Origin of the sequence: Piscinibacter gummiphilus (assembly GCF_032681285.1) — a bacterium.
In the GTDB taxonomy this organism is placed as follows: Bacteria; Pseudomonadota; Gammaproteobacteria; order Burkholderiales; family Burkholderiaceae_C; genus Rhizobacter; species Rhizobacter gummiphilus_A.
The window spans coordinates 3395637-3412258 of the sequence record NZ_CP136336.1 but is presented as its reverse complement, the minus strand read 5'-3'; the positions used below and the strand labels follow the sequence as shown (position 1 = coordinate 3412258).

The window sequence follows — 16622 nt, the reverse complement described above, 5'->3', positions numbered from 1 at the left end:
GGCGCCCCCACTCCCGGACGGGCGACTGCCGCACCCAGAGCCTCAAGCGTGACCTCCACACCCCAGCACCTGTTGCACTTCGAGGGCGGCAACGCCCTGTCCGCCTTCCGCGCCCAGGCGCTGTTGCCCCGTCTGCAGGCCGTCAACGCCCGCATCACCGGTGTCCATGCCCGGCATGTGCACTGGGTGTGGTGCGACCAGGCACTCGATGCCGCCGGCCATGACAAGCTGAAGGCCTTGCTGGTCTACGGCGACCCCTACACCGGGCCGAACGACGGCACCGTGGTCGTCGTGGCACCGCGCCTGGGCACGGTCTCGCCCTGGGCCTCGAAGGCGACCGACATCGCCCACAACTGCGGCCTCGCGATCCACCGCGTGGAACGTGTGACGGAATACCGCCTGACGCTGAAGAGCGGGCTGTTGGGTGGCACCAAGACGCTGACTGCGGAAGAGCTGCAAGCCGCTGCCGCGCTGCTGCACGACCGCATGACTGAAAGCGTGCTGCTGGCCCGTGAAGACGCCCGCCACCTGTTCGACGAACAGCCCGGCAAGCCGATGGAGCATGTCGACGTGCTGGGCCAGCGGCGCAGCGCGCTCGAGAAGGCCAACACCGATTTCGGCCTCGCGCTCAGCGACGACGAGATCGAGTACCTCGTCAACGCGTTCACGGGCCTCAAGCGCAACCCGACCGACGTTGAGCTGATGATGTTCGCGCAGGCCAACAGCGAGCACTGCCGGCACAAGATCTTCAACGCGCAGTTCACCATCGACGGCGTGGCGCAAGAGAAGTCGATGTTCGGGATGATCCGCAACACGCATCAGCTTGCGCCGCAGCACACCGTCATCGCCTACAGCGACAACGCGTCGGTGATGGAAGGCCATGCGGTCGAGCGCTGGCTGCCGCAGGGCTACACCAATGCGCCGCAGTACGGCCCGCGTGCCGACACCGCGCACGTGCTGATGAAGGTGGAGACGCACAACCACCCGACGGCGATCTCCCCTTTCCCGGGCGCTTCGACCGGCGCGGGCGGCGAGATCCGCGACGAGGGGGCGACCGGCCGTGGCTCCAAGCCCAAGGCAGGCCTGACGGGCTTCTCGGTGTCGAACCTGCACCTGCCCGGCACCAACGAGCCGTGGGAGCAGCAGCCCTACGGCAAGCCCGAGCACATCGCGAGCCCGCTGCAGATCATGGTCGACGGCCCGCTGGGCGGCGCGGCCTTCAACAACGAATTCGGCCGGCCCAACTTGCTCGGCTACTTCCGCGTCTACGAACAGACCGTCGGCGATCAGCGCCGCGGCTACCACAAGCCCATCATGATCGCGGGCGGCCTGGGCACGATCTCGGCGTCGCAGACGAAGAAGATCGAATTCCCCGCGGGCACGCTCCTGATCCAGCTCGGCGGCCCCGGCATGCGCATCGGCATGGGCGGTGGTGCGGCCAGCTCGATGGCCGCCGGTGCCAACGCGGCCGAACTCGACTTCGATTCGGTGCAGCGCGGCAACCCCGAGATCCAGCGCCGCGCGCAGGAGGTCATCAACCACTGCTGGGCGCTCGGTGAGGTGAACCCGATCCTCGCCATCCATGATGTGGGCGCGGGTGGCATCTCCAACGCATTCCCCGAGCTGGTCGACGGTGCCGCCAAGGGCGCACGCTTCGACCTGTCGAAAGTGCCGCTGGAAGAAAGCGGCCTCGCCCCGAAGGAAATCTGGTGCAACGAAAGCCAGGAGCGCTACGTGATCGCGCTCAAGGCCGAGGCGCTGCCGCTCTTCGAGGCGATGTGCGAACGCGAGCGTTGCCCGTTCGCCATCGTCGGCACGGCGACCGACGAGAAGCAGCTGGTGCTCGCCGATCCGCAGTCGGATGACACCCCCATCGACATGCCGATGGAAGTCCTGCTCGGCAAGCCCCCGCGCATGCACCGCGACGTGAAGCGCGTGCACCGCGAGCTGCCGGCACTCGACCTCACCGACGTCTCGCTCGACAAGGTCGCCTTCGATGTGCTGCGCCACCCGACGGTCGCCAGCAAGCGTTTCCTCATCACCATCGGCGACCGCACCGTGGGCGGCCTCGACCACCGCGACCAGATGGTCGGCCCGTGGCAAGTGCCGGTGGCCGACTGCGCCGTGACGCTCGCCGACTACGCCGGCTTCAAGGGCGAAGCGATGAGCATGGGCGAGCGCACGCCACTGGCCTCGCTCGACGCGCCGGCCTCGGGCCGCATGGCCGTCGGCGAGGCGCTGACCAACCTGCTCGCCGCGCCCTTCGAGCTGCCGCGAGTGAAGCTCAGCTGCAACTGGATGGCCGCCTGCGGTGAAGCCGGTGAAGACGCGGCGCTCTACGACACCGTGAAGGCGGTGGGCATGGAGCTCTGCCCCGCACTCGGCATCAGCGTGCCGGTCGGCAAGGACAGTCTTTCGATGCGAACCCGCTGGAGCGAAGACGGCCAGGCCAAGCAGGTCACCGCTCCGGTGAGCCTGATCGTCAGCGCGTTTGCTTCGCTCGACGACGTGCGCCCCACGCTCACGCCGCAGCTGCAGGCCGGCGACACCACGCTGATCCTGATCGACCTCGGCCAGGGCAAGGCCCGCATGGGCGGCTCGATGTTGGCGCAGGTGCTGAACCAGTTCGGCCATGAAGTGCCCGATGTCGACGACCCGCAGCAGCTCAAGTCGCTGGTGCTCGCGATCAACCAGCTTCGCAGCGAAGGCCGGCTGCTGGCCTACCACGACCGCAGCGACGGCGGCCTCTGGGCGGCCGTGTGCGAAATGGCATTCGCCGGCCACCTGGGCGTGAGCCTCAACGTCGACATGCTCGTCACCGAAGGCGACGGCATCACCGACAGCCGCGCCGAATACGGCGACTCGAAGAACTGGGCCAACCAGGTCAGCACCCGCCGTGCCGAACTCACCCTGCGCGCGCTCTTCAACGAAGAGCTGGGCGTGGTCATCCAGGTGCCGACCGCGGTGCGCAACGAGGTGATGCAGACCTTGCGCGAGCATGGCCTCAGCAAGCACAGCCACTTCATCGGCAAGCCCAACGACAAGGGCGTGGTGGAGGTGTGGCGCGATGCCAAGCCGGTGTTCAGCGCGCCACTGCGCGACCTGCACCAGGCGTGGGACGACGTGAGCTGGCGCATCGCCCAGCTGCGCGACAACCCCGTCTGCGCCGACCAGGAACACGACGCTGCCGGCCGCACGGAAGACCCCGGCCTGCACGTGCACCTGAGCTTCCAACCGCAAGCGCCGGCGATCCAGAGCCAGCGGCCGAAGGTCGCCATCCTGCGCGAGCAGGGCGTCAACAGCCACGTCGAGATGAGCTACGCCATGCACCAGGCCGGCTTCGACACCTTCGACGTGCACATGACCGACCTGCAGACCGGCCGTGCGCGGCTCGACATGTTCCAGGGCTTCGTCGCCTGCGGTGGCTTCTCGTATGGCGACACGCTCGGCGCCGGCGAGGGCTGGGCGCGCTCGATCATGTTCAACGGGATCTTGGCCGAGCAGTTCGCGGCCTTCTTCCAGCGTCAGGAAACCTTCGCGCTCGGCGTGTGCAACGGCTGCCAGATGATGGCCGCGCTCGCGCCCATCATTCCCGGCGCCCAAGACTGGCCGAAGTTCACCCGCAACAAGAGCGAGCAGTTCGAAGCGCGCCTGTCGCTGGTGGAGGTGCTGCCAAGCCCGTCGATCTTCTTCGCGGGCATGGAAGGCAGCCGCATCCCCATCGCCGTGGCCCACGGCGAGGGTTACGCCGACTTCTCGCAGCGCGGCGATGCAGGCAAGGTGCACCGTGCCATGCGCTTCGTCGACAACACCGGCGCGCCCACCGAGGCCTACCCGGCCAACCCCAACGGCAGCCCCGGTGGCCTCACCTCGGTGACCACCGCCGATGGCCGCTTCACCGTGCTGATGCCGCACCCGGAGCGTGTGTTCCGCAACATCCAGAAGAGCTGGACGAGCGGCGACAAGAGCGCGCACAGCCCGTGGATGCAGATGTTCCACAACGCGCGCCGCTGGGCGAAGTAAGGACGACCCGATGCACAAGACCCCCGTCAAGTACCTCGTCATCATCGAATCCGATGGTGCGATGGTCGCCAAGCTCTACGACGCGCAGTTCAAGCACGAGAACGACATCGACGCCGGCTCCGAGGAAGTGGCCGTGATGACCCGCGGTCTCACGCCTGCAAAGAACGGCAACGACGCCACCTGGTCCAAGGTGCTCGTGGGCCACGGTGAGGCCGAACGCCGCGCCGCCGAGATCTACACCCTCGACGTCTGAGCGACGACCACACGATGAACATCGCAATTGCCGGTGGCGGGATCGGCGGCCTGACCCTGGCCTTGGCGCTTCACCAGCGCGGCATCTCGTGCACGGTCTATGAAGCGGCGCCGCAACTGCGCCCCCTGGGCGTGGGCGTGAACCTGCTGCCGCATTCGGTGAAGGAATTGACCGAACTCGGCCTGCAGGAGGCGCTCGCGGCCACCGCCATCGAGACCGCGTCGCTGACCTACTACAACAAGTTCGGCCAGACGATCTGGAGCGAGCCGCGTGGCATCGCCGCGGGCTACCCGGTGCCGCAGTACTCCATCCACCGCGGCGAACTCCACATGATCCTGCTCGACGCGGTGCTGCGCCGCCTCGGGCCCGAGCGGGTCGTGCTGGGCCATCAGCTGACTGGTTTCGTCAACAGCGGCCAGAAGGTGCAGGCGACGTTCACGCGATTGCTCGACAACAGCGCCGTCACCGTCGAGGCCGACGCACTGGTGGCGGCCGATGGCATCCACTCCGCTGCGCGCAAGCAGATGTGGCCCGATGAAGGCGCGCCGCGCTACGGCCAGCGCGTGCTGTGGCGCGCGATCACCGAAGGCGAGCCCTTCGGCGACGGCCGCTCGATGTTCATGGCGGGCCACCCCGACGTGAAGTTCGTGGCCTACCCGATCTCGCGCAAGCTGGCCGAGCAGGGCCGCTCGCGCATCAACTGGATCGCCGAGCTGTCGGTGCCCGAGATGCCGACGCGCACCGACTGGAACCGCCAGGTCGACATCGGCGTGTTCGCTGCACCCTTCGACAGCTGGAACTGGGAATGGATCGACATTCCCAAGCTGATTCGCGGCGCCTCGGCCGTCTACGAATTCCCGCTCGTCGACCGCGATCCGTTGCCGCACTGGCGCCAGGGCCGCGTCACGCTGCTGGGCGATGCCGCGCACCCGATGTACCCCATCGGCTCGAATGGCGCCTCGCAGGCCATCCTTGACGTGCGCGCGCTCGCCGATGCACTGGCCGGCAAGGGCCAGCTCGACGCCGCGCTCGACGCCTACGAGGCCGAGCGCCTGCCGAAGACGGCCAACATCGTCCTGCTCAACCGCCAGAACGGCCCCGAGCAGGTGATGGCGATTGCCGAGCAGCGTGCGCCCGAGGGCTTCAAGCACATCCATGACGTGATGCCGCGCGAGGAGCTGGAAGGCATCGCGGCGCGCTACAAGCAGGTCGCCGGGTTCACCAAGGACCAGGTCAAGAAGGCCTGAGAGACAGAAGGATCTCGGTCCGCAACTCGTTCGGCGGCGTATCGCGTGGGTTGTTGAAGTATTCCTCGACCAGCGGGCCCGCCGCGGGCTCGTGGCCCGAGCGGGGCAGCCAGCTGCCATAGAGCCAGTCGTAGGCGGCGCGCATCGAGGCATACGGGCCGACGTAGTTCAGCACGGCATGGAGGCCGGCCGGTGTTTCGGTGTGCACGAGCCCCACGTCGGTGGTCGGCTGCGCACAGCCCGCCACCGCGGCGACGGAGCGCAGCTCGGCCTCGGGCGTGACCGCCGGATCATCGAAATACAGCGCCAGCATCCGCATGCCCGGCCGCCCGAGGCCAGTGCTGGCGATGCGGGCGTAGAGCAGGTCGAACGCACGGCCGATCGACATGAAGGAGCCGCGGTGCTCCACGCCGAGCAGCGGCTGCGCCGGCAGCTCTCTCAGCGTCACCTCGTAGCCCGGCGCGCTGTCCTCCGTGTGTGACGCGACGAAGTGGCGGTGCAGGCCGCTGGCCCGGTAGCGCGCCGGCGGCAGGCCATAGACCGACTTGAAGGTGCGGTTGAACGACGCGAGCGTCGGGTAGCCCGCGTCGCGCGCCACCTGCGCGATGGGCCGTGCCGTGTGTGCCAGGTGCCCCGCGGCCCGGTGCAGCCGCAGGCGCTTGACCGTCTGCGCCATCGTCTCGCCATGCATCGCGTGGTAGACGCGGTGCCAGTGGTGTGGCGAGAGGCAGGCGATGTCGGCCAGCGCGTTCAGGTCGAGGGGCTGGTCGAGGTGGTCGTACACGTGCTCGATCACCCGCCGCATGCGCGGCGCGTAGCGCGACCAGAGGCCCGAGTCGGTGGACGCGGGCGCGAAGACCCCCGCATCACGCTCAGCGGATGCCGACACGGATCTCGATCTTTCCGTCGGGTGCATAACGCTCATGATCGCAACGATAGGTCTTCGCAAGATCCTGGTTCGCCCACACGTCGAGCCAGCGTTCGCCGACCTTGTCGTGCCGGCCGGGCTCGACCTCGAAGACGGCATGCCGCCCGGGCGGGATCACCGCCGAGGCCAGGCCCTCGGGCACTGTGTCGGCGTGGGTCACGCAGGCGCCCACGATCAAGGTGTAGTCGCCGTGGTTGTCGACGCCTTCGTGCGCATGGTGGGTGTAGACGGCGTAGACATCGCCATCGCGGCGATGCGGAATGCGCGCCAGCCAGTTCTCCCCGCTGAAGCGCTGCCAGTGGGTCGGGATGTCTTCGAATGCGCGCTGGTTGTTCGTGCGCAGCGGAATGCCCAGCACGAGCATGGGTTCGGTCGTCTGCAGGGTCTTCATGTCGGCTCCTCATGTTGCGGAGCCTTCATCTTGCGATGGGTCGATTTGACAAGTCTTGCGGACTTGTCAGCGAGGACCGTAGACGACGGCACGCACGAACTGCGCGGTGGTGGCGGTGAGTTGCGGCAGCTCGCCGATGCGGTCCTGCTCGATCTTCTGCAGCACCAGCTCGTGGATGCCGCCGACGATGCTCAATGCGAGCGCACCCGGCAGGGGTGGATGCTGGCGGCCTTCGTGCGGGCGGTTCACCACCTCGACGATGAAGTCGGCGAGCTGCTGGTTGACCCGCCGCCGCGCCTGCAGGCCCGTGGGGCCGAGGCTCAGGATGGCGATGAAAAGCGTCTTCAGCAGCGCCGGGTTGCTGGCCATCGTGCTGAGGTAGGCCTCGATCGCCTGCTCGGCCTGGGTCAGCGGGTCATGGCTCGGGTCGATGGAATCGCGCAGCACGCCCAGCGACTGCTTGCTTGCCGCCTCGTACAGCGCGACCAGGCAGTCTTCCTTGGTGGCGAAATGCTCGTAGAAGGTGCGGCGCGAGACCCGCGCAATCGCCGCCAGGTCGGCGATGGTGGTGTCGGCATACCCCTTGCGCGCCACCGCTTCGCCCATGGCGTCGAGAAGGCGGCGTCGATGGCTGGTGTCGGGGTCGGCAGAAACTGGCATGTCGGGCACAACGCGAAAACGGTACTTGACAGTACCACAGGCGACATGCACATTGGCCGCGCTGGTACCAAGTCGTACCAAAACCGTGGAGTACTGCCATGACGACCGACCTTGTGGTTCGCCGCCTGCTGATCGACCTGGAAGCCGACATCCCGCGCCGCTGGTGCGGTGGCGATGCCTTCCGAACCGCGCTCTTCAATGCCTTGTCGATGAGTTTCCCGCTGGGCGAGCAGTTCTTCATCGATTCGCTGCGTGCCGGCATGAAGCAGCTGCCGGACGACCAGCGCGAGCGCTTCGCGAAGGAAGTGCAGGGCTTCATCGGCCAGGAGGCCACGCACCGCCGCATCCACGGGCTCTTCAACGCCCATCTCGACAAGCAGGGCTTCACCAACGCCTGGGAAAAGCGCATCGAGAAGCGCACGCCGATCTTCGACGAGGTCGATGCGCGCCATCTGGTCGCCGCGACGGCCGCGACCGAGCACTTCACCGCCATCCTCGCCGAGTGGATGCTGCGCAACACCTGGGCGCTCGACGACGCCGAGCCGCGCCTGCGCACGATGTGGATGTGGCACGCCTCGGAAGAGAGCGAGCACCGCAGCACCGCCTTCGACGTCTACCAGGCGCTGGGCGGCAACCACGAGTGGCGCGTGAAGTGGTTCAAGAACGTGACCGTTCTCTTCATCACCGACGTGACCCGCCAGACCCTGCGCAACCTGTGGGACGACGGCGCGCTCTTCAGCCTCAAGACCTGGCGCAGCGCCTGGACCTACCTCTTCGGCAAGTGCGGCCTCGTGCGCGAGACCTACGGCCCGTGGAAGGCCTACCTGCGCGAAGACTTCCACCCGCGCCAGCAGGACGACCAGCTCTCGCGAGACTGGCTGCAGGCGAACGCGGCGCAGTTCTCGGTCGTGGGCAAATAACCCGCCTCAGGCGGCTGTCACTTCGACCGGCACGCCGCCCAGCACGGCGTTGCCCGAGAGCGGGTCGCGTGCGCGCTCGTCGAGCACCGCATTGAGATTGGCTCCGGGCCGCTCGGCCGCCACGCCGAGCCGCGTGCCGGGCAGGTGGTGGCCCCAGCCATGCGGCAGGCTCACGACACCCGGCATCACGCTGTCGTTCACCTCGACCTGCGCCTCGATCGTTTGCCCATCGTGGCCGGCGATGCGCGCGAGCGCGCCGTCGGTGAGCTTCAGGCGTGCGGCATCGGCCGGGTTCACCAGCGCCGTGCAGCGGAACGGGCCCTTGGCGAGCAGGGGCAGGTTGTGCATCCAGCTGTTGTTCGAGCGCACATGGCGGCGGCCGATGATGACCATCTCGGGCAGCGGCTGCGTCATGTCGTGTTCGGCCCGTTGAAGGTCGCCCATGAGCAAAGGCGGGGCGAGTTCGATCTTGCCGCTCGGCGTGCGCAGCGCTTCGGGAATTCGCGGCTGCGGCGGGCCGAGGTCGATGCCGCCTTCCGAGACCGCCACCTTGGCGAGCGTCAGCCCGTCGGGCTTCTGGCCGAAGGCTTCGCCGTAGGGGCCGGTGCGCAGTGACAGATCGAGCCGACGCTCGGGCCCGGTGTGGGCCGAGATCTCGCGCATCACCGCCTGGGCGTTGTCACCGAAGCTGCGCTGCAACTCGGCGAGCAGCATTTCGTCATCGAGCTGCTGCACATCGGCGCTCGCGCCCTTGCCGTTGAAGAGGCCGATCAGCTTCACGAGGATCTGCCAGTCGCGCAGGTGGCCCTCGGGCGCCGGCAGCACCGGCGCGCTGTAGCGCACGTGGTTGCGGTAGGCGAATTGCGGCAGTGCCACGTCGAAGTGCGCATCTTCGAGCGGCGCGAGGCCGGGGAGGATCACATCGGCATGGCGCGTGGTCTCGTTGAGGTAGATGTCATAGCTCAGCATGAAGTCGAGCTGGTCGAAGGCCTTTGCCAGGCGGTCGCCGTTGGGCGCCGAGAGCACCGGGTTGCTCGCGAGCGTGATGAGCGCCTTGATCTGACCCCCGCCTTCTGTCTCGATCTCTTCGGCCAGGCAGCCCATCGGCAGCTCACCGAAGACTTCGGGCGCACCGCTCACGCGCGAGTGGTGGCGTCCGGTGGTGATGCCCTTGCCGATGCCGGGCTTGCCTTCGGTGCTGGCCGAGAACGCGGCTGACTTGGCGAACATGGCGCAGCCGGGTTCGTCGAGGTGGCCGGTCAGTACGTTGAGCACGTCGATCAGCCAGCTGGCGAGCGAGCCATGGGCTTGGGTGCAGGTGCCGAGCCGCCCATAGACGGCCGCGCGTTCGGCTTTGGCGAGATCGCGTGCGAGCTGGCGGATGTGGTCGGCCGCAATGCCGCAGCGGGCCGAGACCGCTTCGGGTGTGAACGGGCCGATCGCGTCGCGCAGGGCGTCGACGCCTGCCACGTGCTCGGCGAGGCGGCCCAGGCGCACGAGCTTCTCGGCAAAGAGCGTGTGCACCATGCCCAGCATCAGGAAGGTGTCGCCACCCGGGCGGATGGGCAGGTGGCGGCTCGCGATCTCGGCCGTCTCGGTGCGGCGCGGGTCGACCACGACGATCTGGCCGCCACGTTCGCGCAGCGCTTTCGCCTTGCCGCGGAAGTCGGGCACCGTCCACAGGCTGCCGTTGCTGGCCATCGGGTTGGCGCCGAGGATGAGCAGGAAATCGCAGCGCTCGATGTCGGGGATGGGGATCGTGAGCCAGCTGCCGAACATCAGGCCGCTGGAGAGCTGCTTGGGCATCTGGTCGAGCGTGGAGGCCGAGTAGATATTGCGCGAGCCCATCGCCTTCATCAGCCGGCCGAGGTAGAGCATGACGCCGAACTTGTGACCGGCAGGGTTGCCCACGCTCACGGCCACGCTGTCGTTGCCGTGGGCGGCGCGCAGCGGCATCAGGCGGCGCTCGATCTCGGCGAAGGCTTCGTCCCAGCTGGCTTCGACGAAGTGACCGTTGCGCTTGACGAGCGGCGTGCGAAGCCGGTCGGGGTCGTCCTGCAAGTCCTTGAGCGCCACGCCCTTGGGGCAGATGTAGCCCTTGCTGAAGCTGTCGCTCTCCTGCCCGCGGATGGCGATGACCTTGCGGCCTTCGACCTGCACCTCGAGCCCGCAGGTGGCTTCGCAGACGGGGCAGATGTGGTGGTGGATGCTGCTCATGGTCTTGTCTTCCTTGCCGTGTTGGCGCGGTGCACGGGGTTATGCCTGCTGGCGGCCGGCCAGTCCGTCGCTCAGGTGACGCAGGGCCTTCGAGGTGAACTCGTCGGCGGGGAAGAAGGTCTCGAGCGCCAGCTCCGAGAGCGTGATGTCGATCGGCGTGCCGAAGACGGTGGTGGTGCTGAGGAACGACAGCACACCCGCGGCGGATCGGATCTTCAGCGGCACGGCCACAGCATTGGGCGCGATGTGCTCGTGCTCGTCGACACCGGGCGGCACCGGGTAGGCCTGCAGCTCCTTCAGCAGATCGACGAGCACGGGGTCGGCGCTGAGGTTGATCTGGTGGCGCAAGCGATCGAAGAGGTGATCGCGCCAGCCGAGCAGGTTGACGATCTTGGGCGCCACGCCCTGCGGGTGCAGGCTCAGGCGCAGCACGTTGACGGGCGGCTGCAGCAACTCGGGCGCGATGTCCTGCATGAGCAGCAACAGCGAGGGGTTGTGCGCCACCATGTTCCAGTGCCGGTCGACGGCGAGCGCGGGGTGGGGCTCATGGGCCTTCAACAACTGCTCGACCGTCTGCCGGGCGGCCTGCAGGGCCGGGTCGTCGAGCCTGCGCTCGGGGTAGAGCGGTGCATAGCCGGCGGCAGTGAGCATCGCGTTGCGCTCGCGCAGCGGCACGTCGAGCTGCTCGGCCAGGTGCAGCACCATCGCCCGGCTGGGCGTGGAGCGGCCAGTCTCCATGTAGCTCAGGTGGCGGGTGGAGATGTCGGCGTCCATCGCCAGGTCGAGCTGGCTCAGGCGGCGGCGCTGGCGCCATTCGCGCAGCAAGGCGCCGACGGGTTGTGCAGAAGAGGGTGAGGCGGTGGCGATGGCGTTGCTCATGGCCCGCACATTACCGCAGCGCTCCTGCCAAACCCATGACCTCGCAGGTCATGGACTGCCTGCATCGCTAGGCCGAGCATCCGGGCCATGCCGCGTTGGGCGGTGTTCAACCCAAGGAGATGCTCATGACTCACCTTCACGTCACCCCATTCCTTCGCAAGGTGCTGCAGGCCGATGCCGCGGTGACCGCCGTGGCGGCCCTCGCGATGCTGCTCGGTGGTAGCGCGTTGCAGACACTGCTCCAGCTGCCCGCCTGGCTGTTGCTGGGCGGCGGTGCGGCACTGGTCGCTTACGTCGTCTTCGTGGCCTGGCTTTCGCGGCGTGACAGCGTGCCGCGTGCCCTGGTCTGGGCGCTGGTCGCGATCAACGTCGGTTGGGCGTTCGACTGCGCGCTGCTGGCCTTCGCCAGCTGGTTGCAGCCGAGCGCCTGGGGCTACGCGTTCCTCGGCGTGCACATCGTCACGGTGCTGGTCTTCGCCGAATTGCAGTACGTGGCGCTGCAGCGTGGGCGCGCGTCAGGCGCGTATGCCCACGCCTGATGGCGAGGCTCAGGTCTCGTCGGCCTCATCACCGTAGGCCGACATCGGCACGCAGGCGCAGAAGAGGTTGCGATCGCCGTAGACGTTGTCCACACGACCGACCGGCGACCAGTACTTCTGCTGCCGCAGGCTCTTGACCGGGTAGGCCGCTTCCTCACGCGAGTAGGGGTGCGGCCATTCGTTCTTGAGCAGCGCGGCGGCGGTGTGCGGCGCGGCCTTGAGCGGGTTGTCGTCCTTCGGCCACTGGCCTTGCTCGACGCGCGCGATCTCCTGACGGATGGCGATCATCGCGTCGCAGAAACGGTCGAGCTCGACCAGCGGCTCGCTCTCGGTCGGCTCGACCATCAGCGTGCCGGCGACCGGGAAGCTCAGCGTCGGGGCGTGGAAGCCGTAGTCGATGAGGCGCTTGGCCACGTCTTCGGCGCTGACGCCGGACGTGTCTTTCAGCGGGCGCAGGTCGAGGATGCACTCGTGCGCCACGCCGCCGCCCTTCACGCCGGCGATGCTGCCGCTGTAGTGGATGTCGTAGTGGTCGGCCAGGCGAGCAGCGATGTAGTTGGCGCTCAGGATGGCGGTTTCGGTGGCCTGCTTCAGGCCCTCGGCGCCCATCATGCGGACGTACATCCACGAGATCGGCAGCACGGCGGCATTGCCGAGCGGCGCGGCGCTCACGGCGCCGACTTGTTGGTCATTGCCAAGGTCCGCCGCGCGGTGTGCTGGAAGGAATGGAACGAGGTCTTCGACCACGCACACCGGGCCGACACCCGGGCCACCACCGCCGTGGGGGATGCAGAAGGTCTTGTGCAGGTTGAGGTGGCTCACGTCGCCGCCGAACTCACCCGGTGCGGCGATGCCGACCAGCGCGTTCATGTTGGCGCCGTCCACGTAGACCCGGCCGCCGTGCTGGTGAACGAGAGCGCACAGCTCCTTCACCCGCGTCTCGAAGACGCCGTAGGTGGAGGGGTAGGTGATCATCACGCAGGCGAGATTGGCGCTGTGCTGCTCGCACTTGGCTTTCAGGTCGGCGAGGTCGACGTTGCCGTCGGCGTCGCACTTGGTGACGACGACCTGCAGGCCCACCATCTGCGCGCTGGCCGGGTTGGTGCCGTGTGCCGACTCGGGGATCAGACAGATGTTGCGGTGCCCCTGGCCCTTGGCCTCGTGGTAGGCCTTGATGATGAGGAGGCCGGCGTATTCACCTTGCGAGCCGGCATTGGGTTGCAGGCTGATGCCGGAGTAGCCGGTGGCCTGGCACAGCCAGTCGCGCAGCAGCTGGTCGAGTTCGTTGTAGCCCTTCAGCTGCTCTTGCGGCGCGAAGGGGTGCACGTTGGCAAACTCGGGCCAGGTGATGGGGATCATCTCGCTGGTCGCGTTCAGCTTCATCGTGCACGAGCCGAGCGGGATCATGCTGCGGTCGAGCGCGATGTCCTTGTCCGACAGGCTGCGGATGTAGCGCAGCATCTCCGTCTCGGAGTGGTGCGTGTTGAACACCGGGTGGGTAAGGAAGGTGGAGCTGCGGCGCAGGTCTGCAGGGATCAGGTCGGGGGTCGAGGCGAGGGCGTCGACATTCGGCAGCGTCTGGCCGTCCTTGGCGAAGATCTTCCACAGCAGCGCGAGGTCGTCGCGCGTGGTGGTCTCGTCGAGCGTGATGCACAGGTACTCGCCCCAGGCGCGGCGCAGGTTGGCGCCGAGCGAGACGGCGCGCTGCAGCAGGCGCTCGGTGTCGGCGCCGGTCTTCAGGCTGATGGTGTCGAACGCGCCACGATCGAGGTGGTGGGTGGCGCTGAGGTCGACGCCGAGTTGCTTCAATCCTGCGACAAGGATGCCGGCGTAGCGCGCGACACGTTGCGCGATGCGCGTCAGGCCCTGCGGCCCGTGGTAGACCGCGTACATGCTGGCCACGACCGCCGGCAGCACCTGCGCCGTGCAGATGTTGGAGGTGGCCTTCTCGCGGCGGATGTGCTGCTCGCGCGTCTGCAGCGCGAGGCGGTAGGCGGGCGCGCCGTGTGCGTCGACGCTCACGCCAACCAGGCGGCCGGGCATCGAGCGCTTGAAGTCGTCTCGCACTGCCAGGTAGGCGGCGTGCGGGCCGCCGCAGCCCATCGGCATGCCGAAGCGCTGGGTGGTGCCCACCGCAATGTCGGCGCCCATCTCGCCCGGCGTCTTGAGCAGCGTGAGCGCCAGCAGGTCGGCGGCCATGATGAAAGCGGCCTTCCTGGCGTGCACCTTGTCGGCCTCGGCCGACCAGTCGTGGAGCCAGCCGCTGCTGGCCGGGTATTGCACCATCGCGGCGAAGTAGTCGTCGGCGGCGACCGCGGCATTCCACTCGTCGTGCGAGTTCGCCTCTTTCACCACCAGGCCGAGCGGCTTGGCTCGGGTGTGCAGCACTTCGAGCGTCTGCGGGTGCACGTCGCCCGAGACGACGAAGACGTTGCCCGTGGCCTTCACGCTGCGCTTGGCGAGCGTCATCGCTTCGGCGGCGGCTGTGGCTTCGTCGAGCATCGACGCATTGGCGATCGCAAGCCCGGTGAGGTCGCACACCATGGTCTGGAAGTTGAGCAGCGCCTCCATGCGGCCCTGCGAGATCTCGGCCTGGTAGGGCGTGTAGGCGGTGTACCAGGCGGGGTTCTCGAGGATGTTGCGCAGGATGACGCCCGGCGTGTGCGTGCCGTGGTAGCCCTGCCCGATGAAGCTCTTGAGCAGCTGGTTCTTCGACGCGATGGACTTCAGCTCGGCGAGCGCATCGGCCTCGGTGACCGGCGCCGGCAGCTGCATGGGCTGCGGGCGCGCGATGGCACGCGGCACGATGCTGTCGATCAACGCCCGGCGCGAGGCCGCGCCGATGGCCGAGAGCATGCGCCGCTCGTCTTCCGGTTCGATGCCGATGTGGCGGGCGATGAATTCAGATGGGTTCTCGAGTTCACCGAGAGGCTTCAGGGCAGACATCAGCATTTCATTTCCAGCGAGAGCAGGGCGGGCAGGCAAGACTCGAGATCAGGCGTTCTTGACGAGCGCGTCGTAGGCCGGCGCGTCGAGCAGGCCTTCGAACTCGGCCATGTCGCTCACCTTCACCTTGAAGAACCAGCCATTGCCCAGCGGGTCGCTGTTGGCGAGCGACGGGTCGGCACGCAGGGCTTCGTTGACTTCCACGATCTCGCCGCTGACGGGCATGTAGATGTCGGCCGCCGCCTTGACCGATTCGACGACGCCCGACACCTCGCCCTTCTTGAAGGTGCGGCCCACTTCGGGCAGATCGACGAAGACCACGTCGCCCAGCGCGTCCTGCGCGTGCAGCGTGATGCCCACGGTGGCGGCCTCGTGGTCTTCGATGTTGATCCACTCGTGGTCGGGGGTGTACATGGTCGTCATGGGAAGGCTCCTGGTTGTGTTCGGGAAATCTGGCGTCAGCCGCGGGGGCGTTGATCACCCACGGTGATAGCGGTGCGGCGTAAACGGCATGGGGCACACGCGCATGGGTTGGCGTTTGCCCCGCACCTCGGCATACACCTCGTGGTGCGCCAGCGCGTGGTTGGCCGCGAGGTAGGCCATCGCGATGGGCTGGTTGACGGTGGGTGAGAGCGTGCCGCTCGTCACGTGGCCGAGCTTGTGGCCCTTGGCGTCGACGATGACGGCACCTTCGCGCACCGGCACACGCTCCAGGCCCAGCAGGCCCGCACGCTTGATCGGTGCGCCGGTGGCGAGTTGCGACTCGATGACGCTTGCGCCCGGGTAGCCGCCAGCGCGGGCGCCACCGGGGCGGCGCACCTTCTGGATGGCCCAGGTGAGACCCGCCTCCACCGGCGTCGTGGTCGCGTTGATGTCATGACCGTAAAGACACAGGCCCGCCTCCAGGCGCAGCGTGTCACGCGCGCCAAGGCCGGCCGGCTTCACTTCGTGCAGCGCGAGCAGGGCACGCGCCAGCGCCACGGCACGGTCGGCCGGCACCGAGATCTCGAAGCCGTCTTCACCCGTGTAGCCGGAGCGGGTGACGAAACAGTCGGCACCCGCGATGTGCGCGGCCATGCCGGTCATGAAGGTGAGTTGGGCCACCTCGGGGTTGAGCTTGCGCAGGGCCGTCACCGCCTTCGGGCCTTGCAGCGCCAGCAGCGCGCGGTCAGGCAGCGGCTGCACGGTGCAGCGGTGGCCGATGTGGGTGACGAGATGGCGCGTGTCGGCGTCCTTGCAGGCCGCGTTGACGACGACGAAGAGGTCGCCCTCGCGGCGCGTGATCATCAGGTCGTCGAGGATGCCGCCGCTCGCATTGGTGAAGAAGGCGTAGCGCTGCTTGCCCACGGCCAGGTCGACCACGTCGACCGGCACCAGCGATTCGAGCGCACGGGCCGCGTCGTCGCCGATGAGGCGGAGCTGGCCCATGTGCGACACGTCGAAGAGTGCCGCCGACTCGCGGCACTGCTTGTGCTCGGCAATGATGCCGCCGGGGTAGTTGACCGGCATCTCGTAGCCGGCGAACGGGACCATCTTGGCACCCAGCTCCAGGTGCAGCGCGTGCAGCGGGGTCTTGAGCAGGGAAGCAGGTGTAGCGGCAGGCAGTGCGGACATGGCGA

General features: G+C 67.9%; 13 protein-coding genes. 5 read left to right on the top strand and 8 right to left on the bottom strand.

Translation table 11 applies throughout. The features are described 5' to 3' along the window. The first annotated feature begins 48 nt into the window (after window positions 1–48). Genes purL through RXV79_RS15865 form a run of 3 tightly spaced genes read left to right on the top strand, consistent with a single transcriptional unit; the run spans window position 49 to window position 5523 of the window. The gene (gene purL, locus RXV79_RS15875) at window positions 49–4023 is read left to right on the top strand and encodes a phosphoribosylformylglycinamidine synthase (RefSeq protein ID WP_316698824.1); all 3975 of its coding nucleotides are present in this window, start codon (window positions 49–51) and stop codon (window positions 4021–4023) included. Between the two features lie 10 nt (window positions 4024–4033). Continuing rightward, window positions 4034–4276: a hypothetical protein gene (locus RXV79_RS15870; RefSeq protein ID WP_316698822.1), complete on the top strand. Its 243-nt coding sequence runs from the start codon at window positions 4034–4036 to the stop codon at window positions 4274–4276. 14 nt (window positions 4277–4290) lie between these two features. Further along, complete coding sequence (locus RXV79_RS15865) at window positions 4291–5523, top strand: flavin-dependent oxidoreductase (RefSeq protein WP_316698821.1); 1233 nt, start codon at window positions 4291–4293, stop codon at window positions 5521–5523. Here RXV79_RS15865 and RXV79_RS15860 read toward each other — a convergent pair. From RXV79_RS15860 to RXV79_RS15850, 3 genes are all read right to left on the bottom strand, one after another. Next, window positions 5510–6412: an AraC family transcriptional regulator gene (locus tag RXV79_RS15860; RefSeq protein WP_316698820.1), complete on the bottom strand. Its 903-nt coding sequence runs from the start codon at window positions 6410–6412 to the stop codon at window positions 5510–5512. The two genes, RXV79_RS15865 and RXV79_RS15860, sit on opposite strands and share 14 nt — an antisense overlap. Further along, window positions 6396–6842 carry a GyrI-like domain-containing protein gene (locus RXV79_RS15855; protein WP_316698819.1) on the bottom strand — a complete coding sequence of 149 codons (447 nt, stop codon included), beginning with the start codon at window positions 6840–6842 and terminating at the stop codon, window positions 6396–6398. Before RXV79_RS15855 ends, RXV79_RS15860 begins: the two co-directional genes overlap by 17 nt. Window positions 6843–6908: 66 nt before the next feature. Further along, window positions 6909–7502 (bottom strand): TetR/AcrR family transcriptional regulator, encoded by a 594-nt coding sequence (locus RXV79_RS15850; RefSeq protein WP_316698818.1) that lies wholly within the window; start codon window positions 7500–7502, stop codon window positions 6909–6911. Between the two features lie 98 nt (window positions 7503–7600). Here RXV79_RS15850 and RXV79_RS15845 point away from each other — a divergent pair, with 98 nt between their 5' ends. After that, complete coding sequence (locus RXV79_RS15845; protein WP_316698817.1) at window positions 7601–8422, top strand: metal-dependent hydrolase; 822 nt, start codon at window positions 7601–7603, stop codon at window positions 8420–8422. A 6-nt stretch (window positions 8423–8428) separates the two neighbouring features. Here RXV79_RS15845 and RXV79_RS15840 read toward each other — a convergent pair whose 3' ends face one another. Continuing rightward, entirely contained in the window at window positions 8429–10639 is a 2211-nt protein-coding gene (locus RXV79_RS15840; RefSeq protein ID WP_316698815.1) for a molybdopterin oxidoreductase family protein, read from the bottom strand. A gap of 39 nt (window positions 10640–10678) precedes the next feature. Next, complete coding sequence (locus tag RXV79_RS15835; protein ID WP_316698813.1) at window positions 10679–11518, bottom strand: helix-turn-helix domain-containing protein; 840 nt, start codon at window positions 11516–11518, stop codon at window positions 10679–10681. A 125-nt stretch (window positions 11519–11643) separates the two neighbouring features. Between RXV79_RS15835 and RXV79_RS15830 the strand changes: the two genes are divergently transcribed. Further along, window positions 11644–12057 carry a hypothetical protein gene (locus tag RXV79_RS15830; RefSeq protein ID WP_316698812.1) on the top strand — a complete coding sequence of 138 codons (414 nt, stop codon included), beginning with the start codon at window positions 11644–11646 and terminating at the stop codon, window positions 12055–12057. A gap of 9 nt (window positions 12058–12066) precedes the next feature. Here the strand turns inward: RXV79_RS15830 and gcvP are convergent, their stop codons facing one another. The 3 genes from gcvP to gcvT are packed head-to-tail and all read right to left on the bottom strand — an operon-like array spanning window position 12067 to window position 16617. Beyond that, the gene (gene gcvP, locus RXV79_RS15825; protein ID WP_316698811.1) at window positions 12067–15009 is read right to left on the bottom strand and encodes an aminomethyl-transferring glycine dehydrogenase; all 2943 of its coding nucleotides are present in this window, start codon (window positions 15007–15009) and stop codon (window positions 12067–12069) included. A 42-nt stretch (window positions 15010–15051) separates the two neighbouring features. Continuing rightward, complete coding sequence (gene gcvH / locus RXV79_RS15820) at window positions 15052–15426, bottom strand: glycine cleavage system protein GcvH (protein WP_316698810.1); 375 nt, start codon at window positions 15424–15426, stop codon at window positions 15052–15054. Between the two features lie 54 nt (window positions 15427–15480). Continuing rightward, complete coding sequence (gcvT, locus tag RXV79_RS15815) at window positions 15481–16617, bottom strand: glycine cleavage system aminomethyltransferase GcvT (RefSeq protein ID WP_316698809.1); 1137 nt, start codon at window positions 16615–16617, stop codon at window positions 15481–15483. Window positions 16618–16622: the final 5 nt, after the last annotated feature.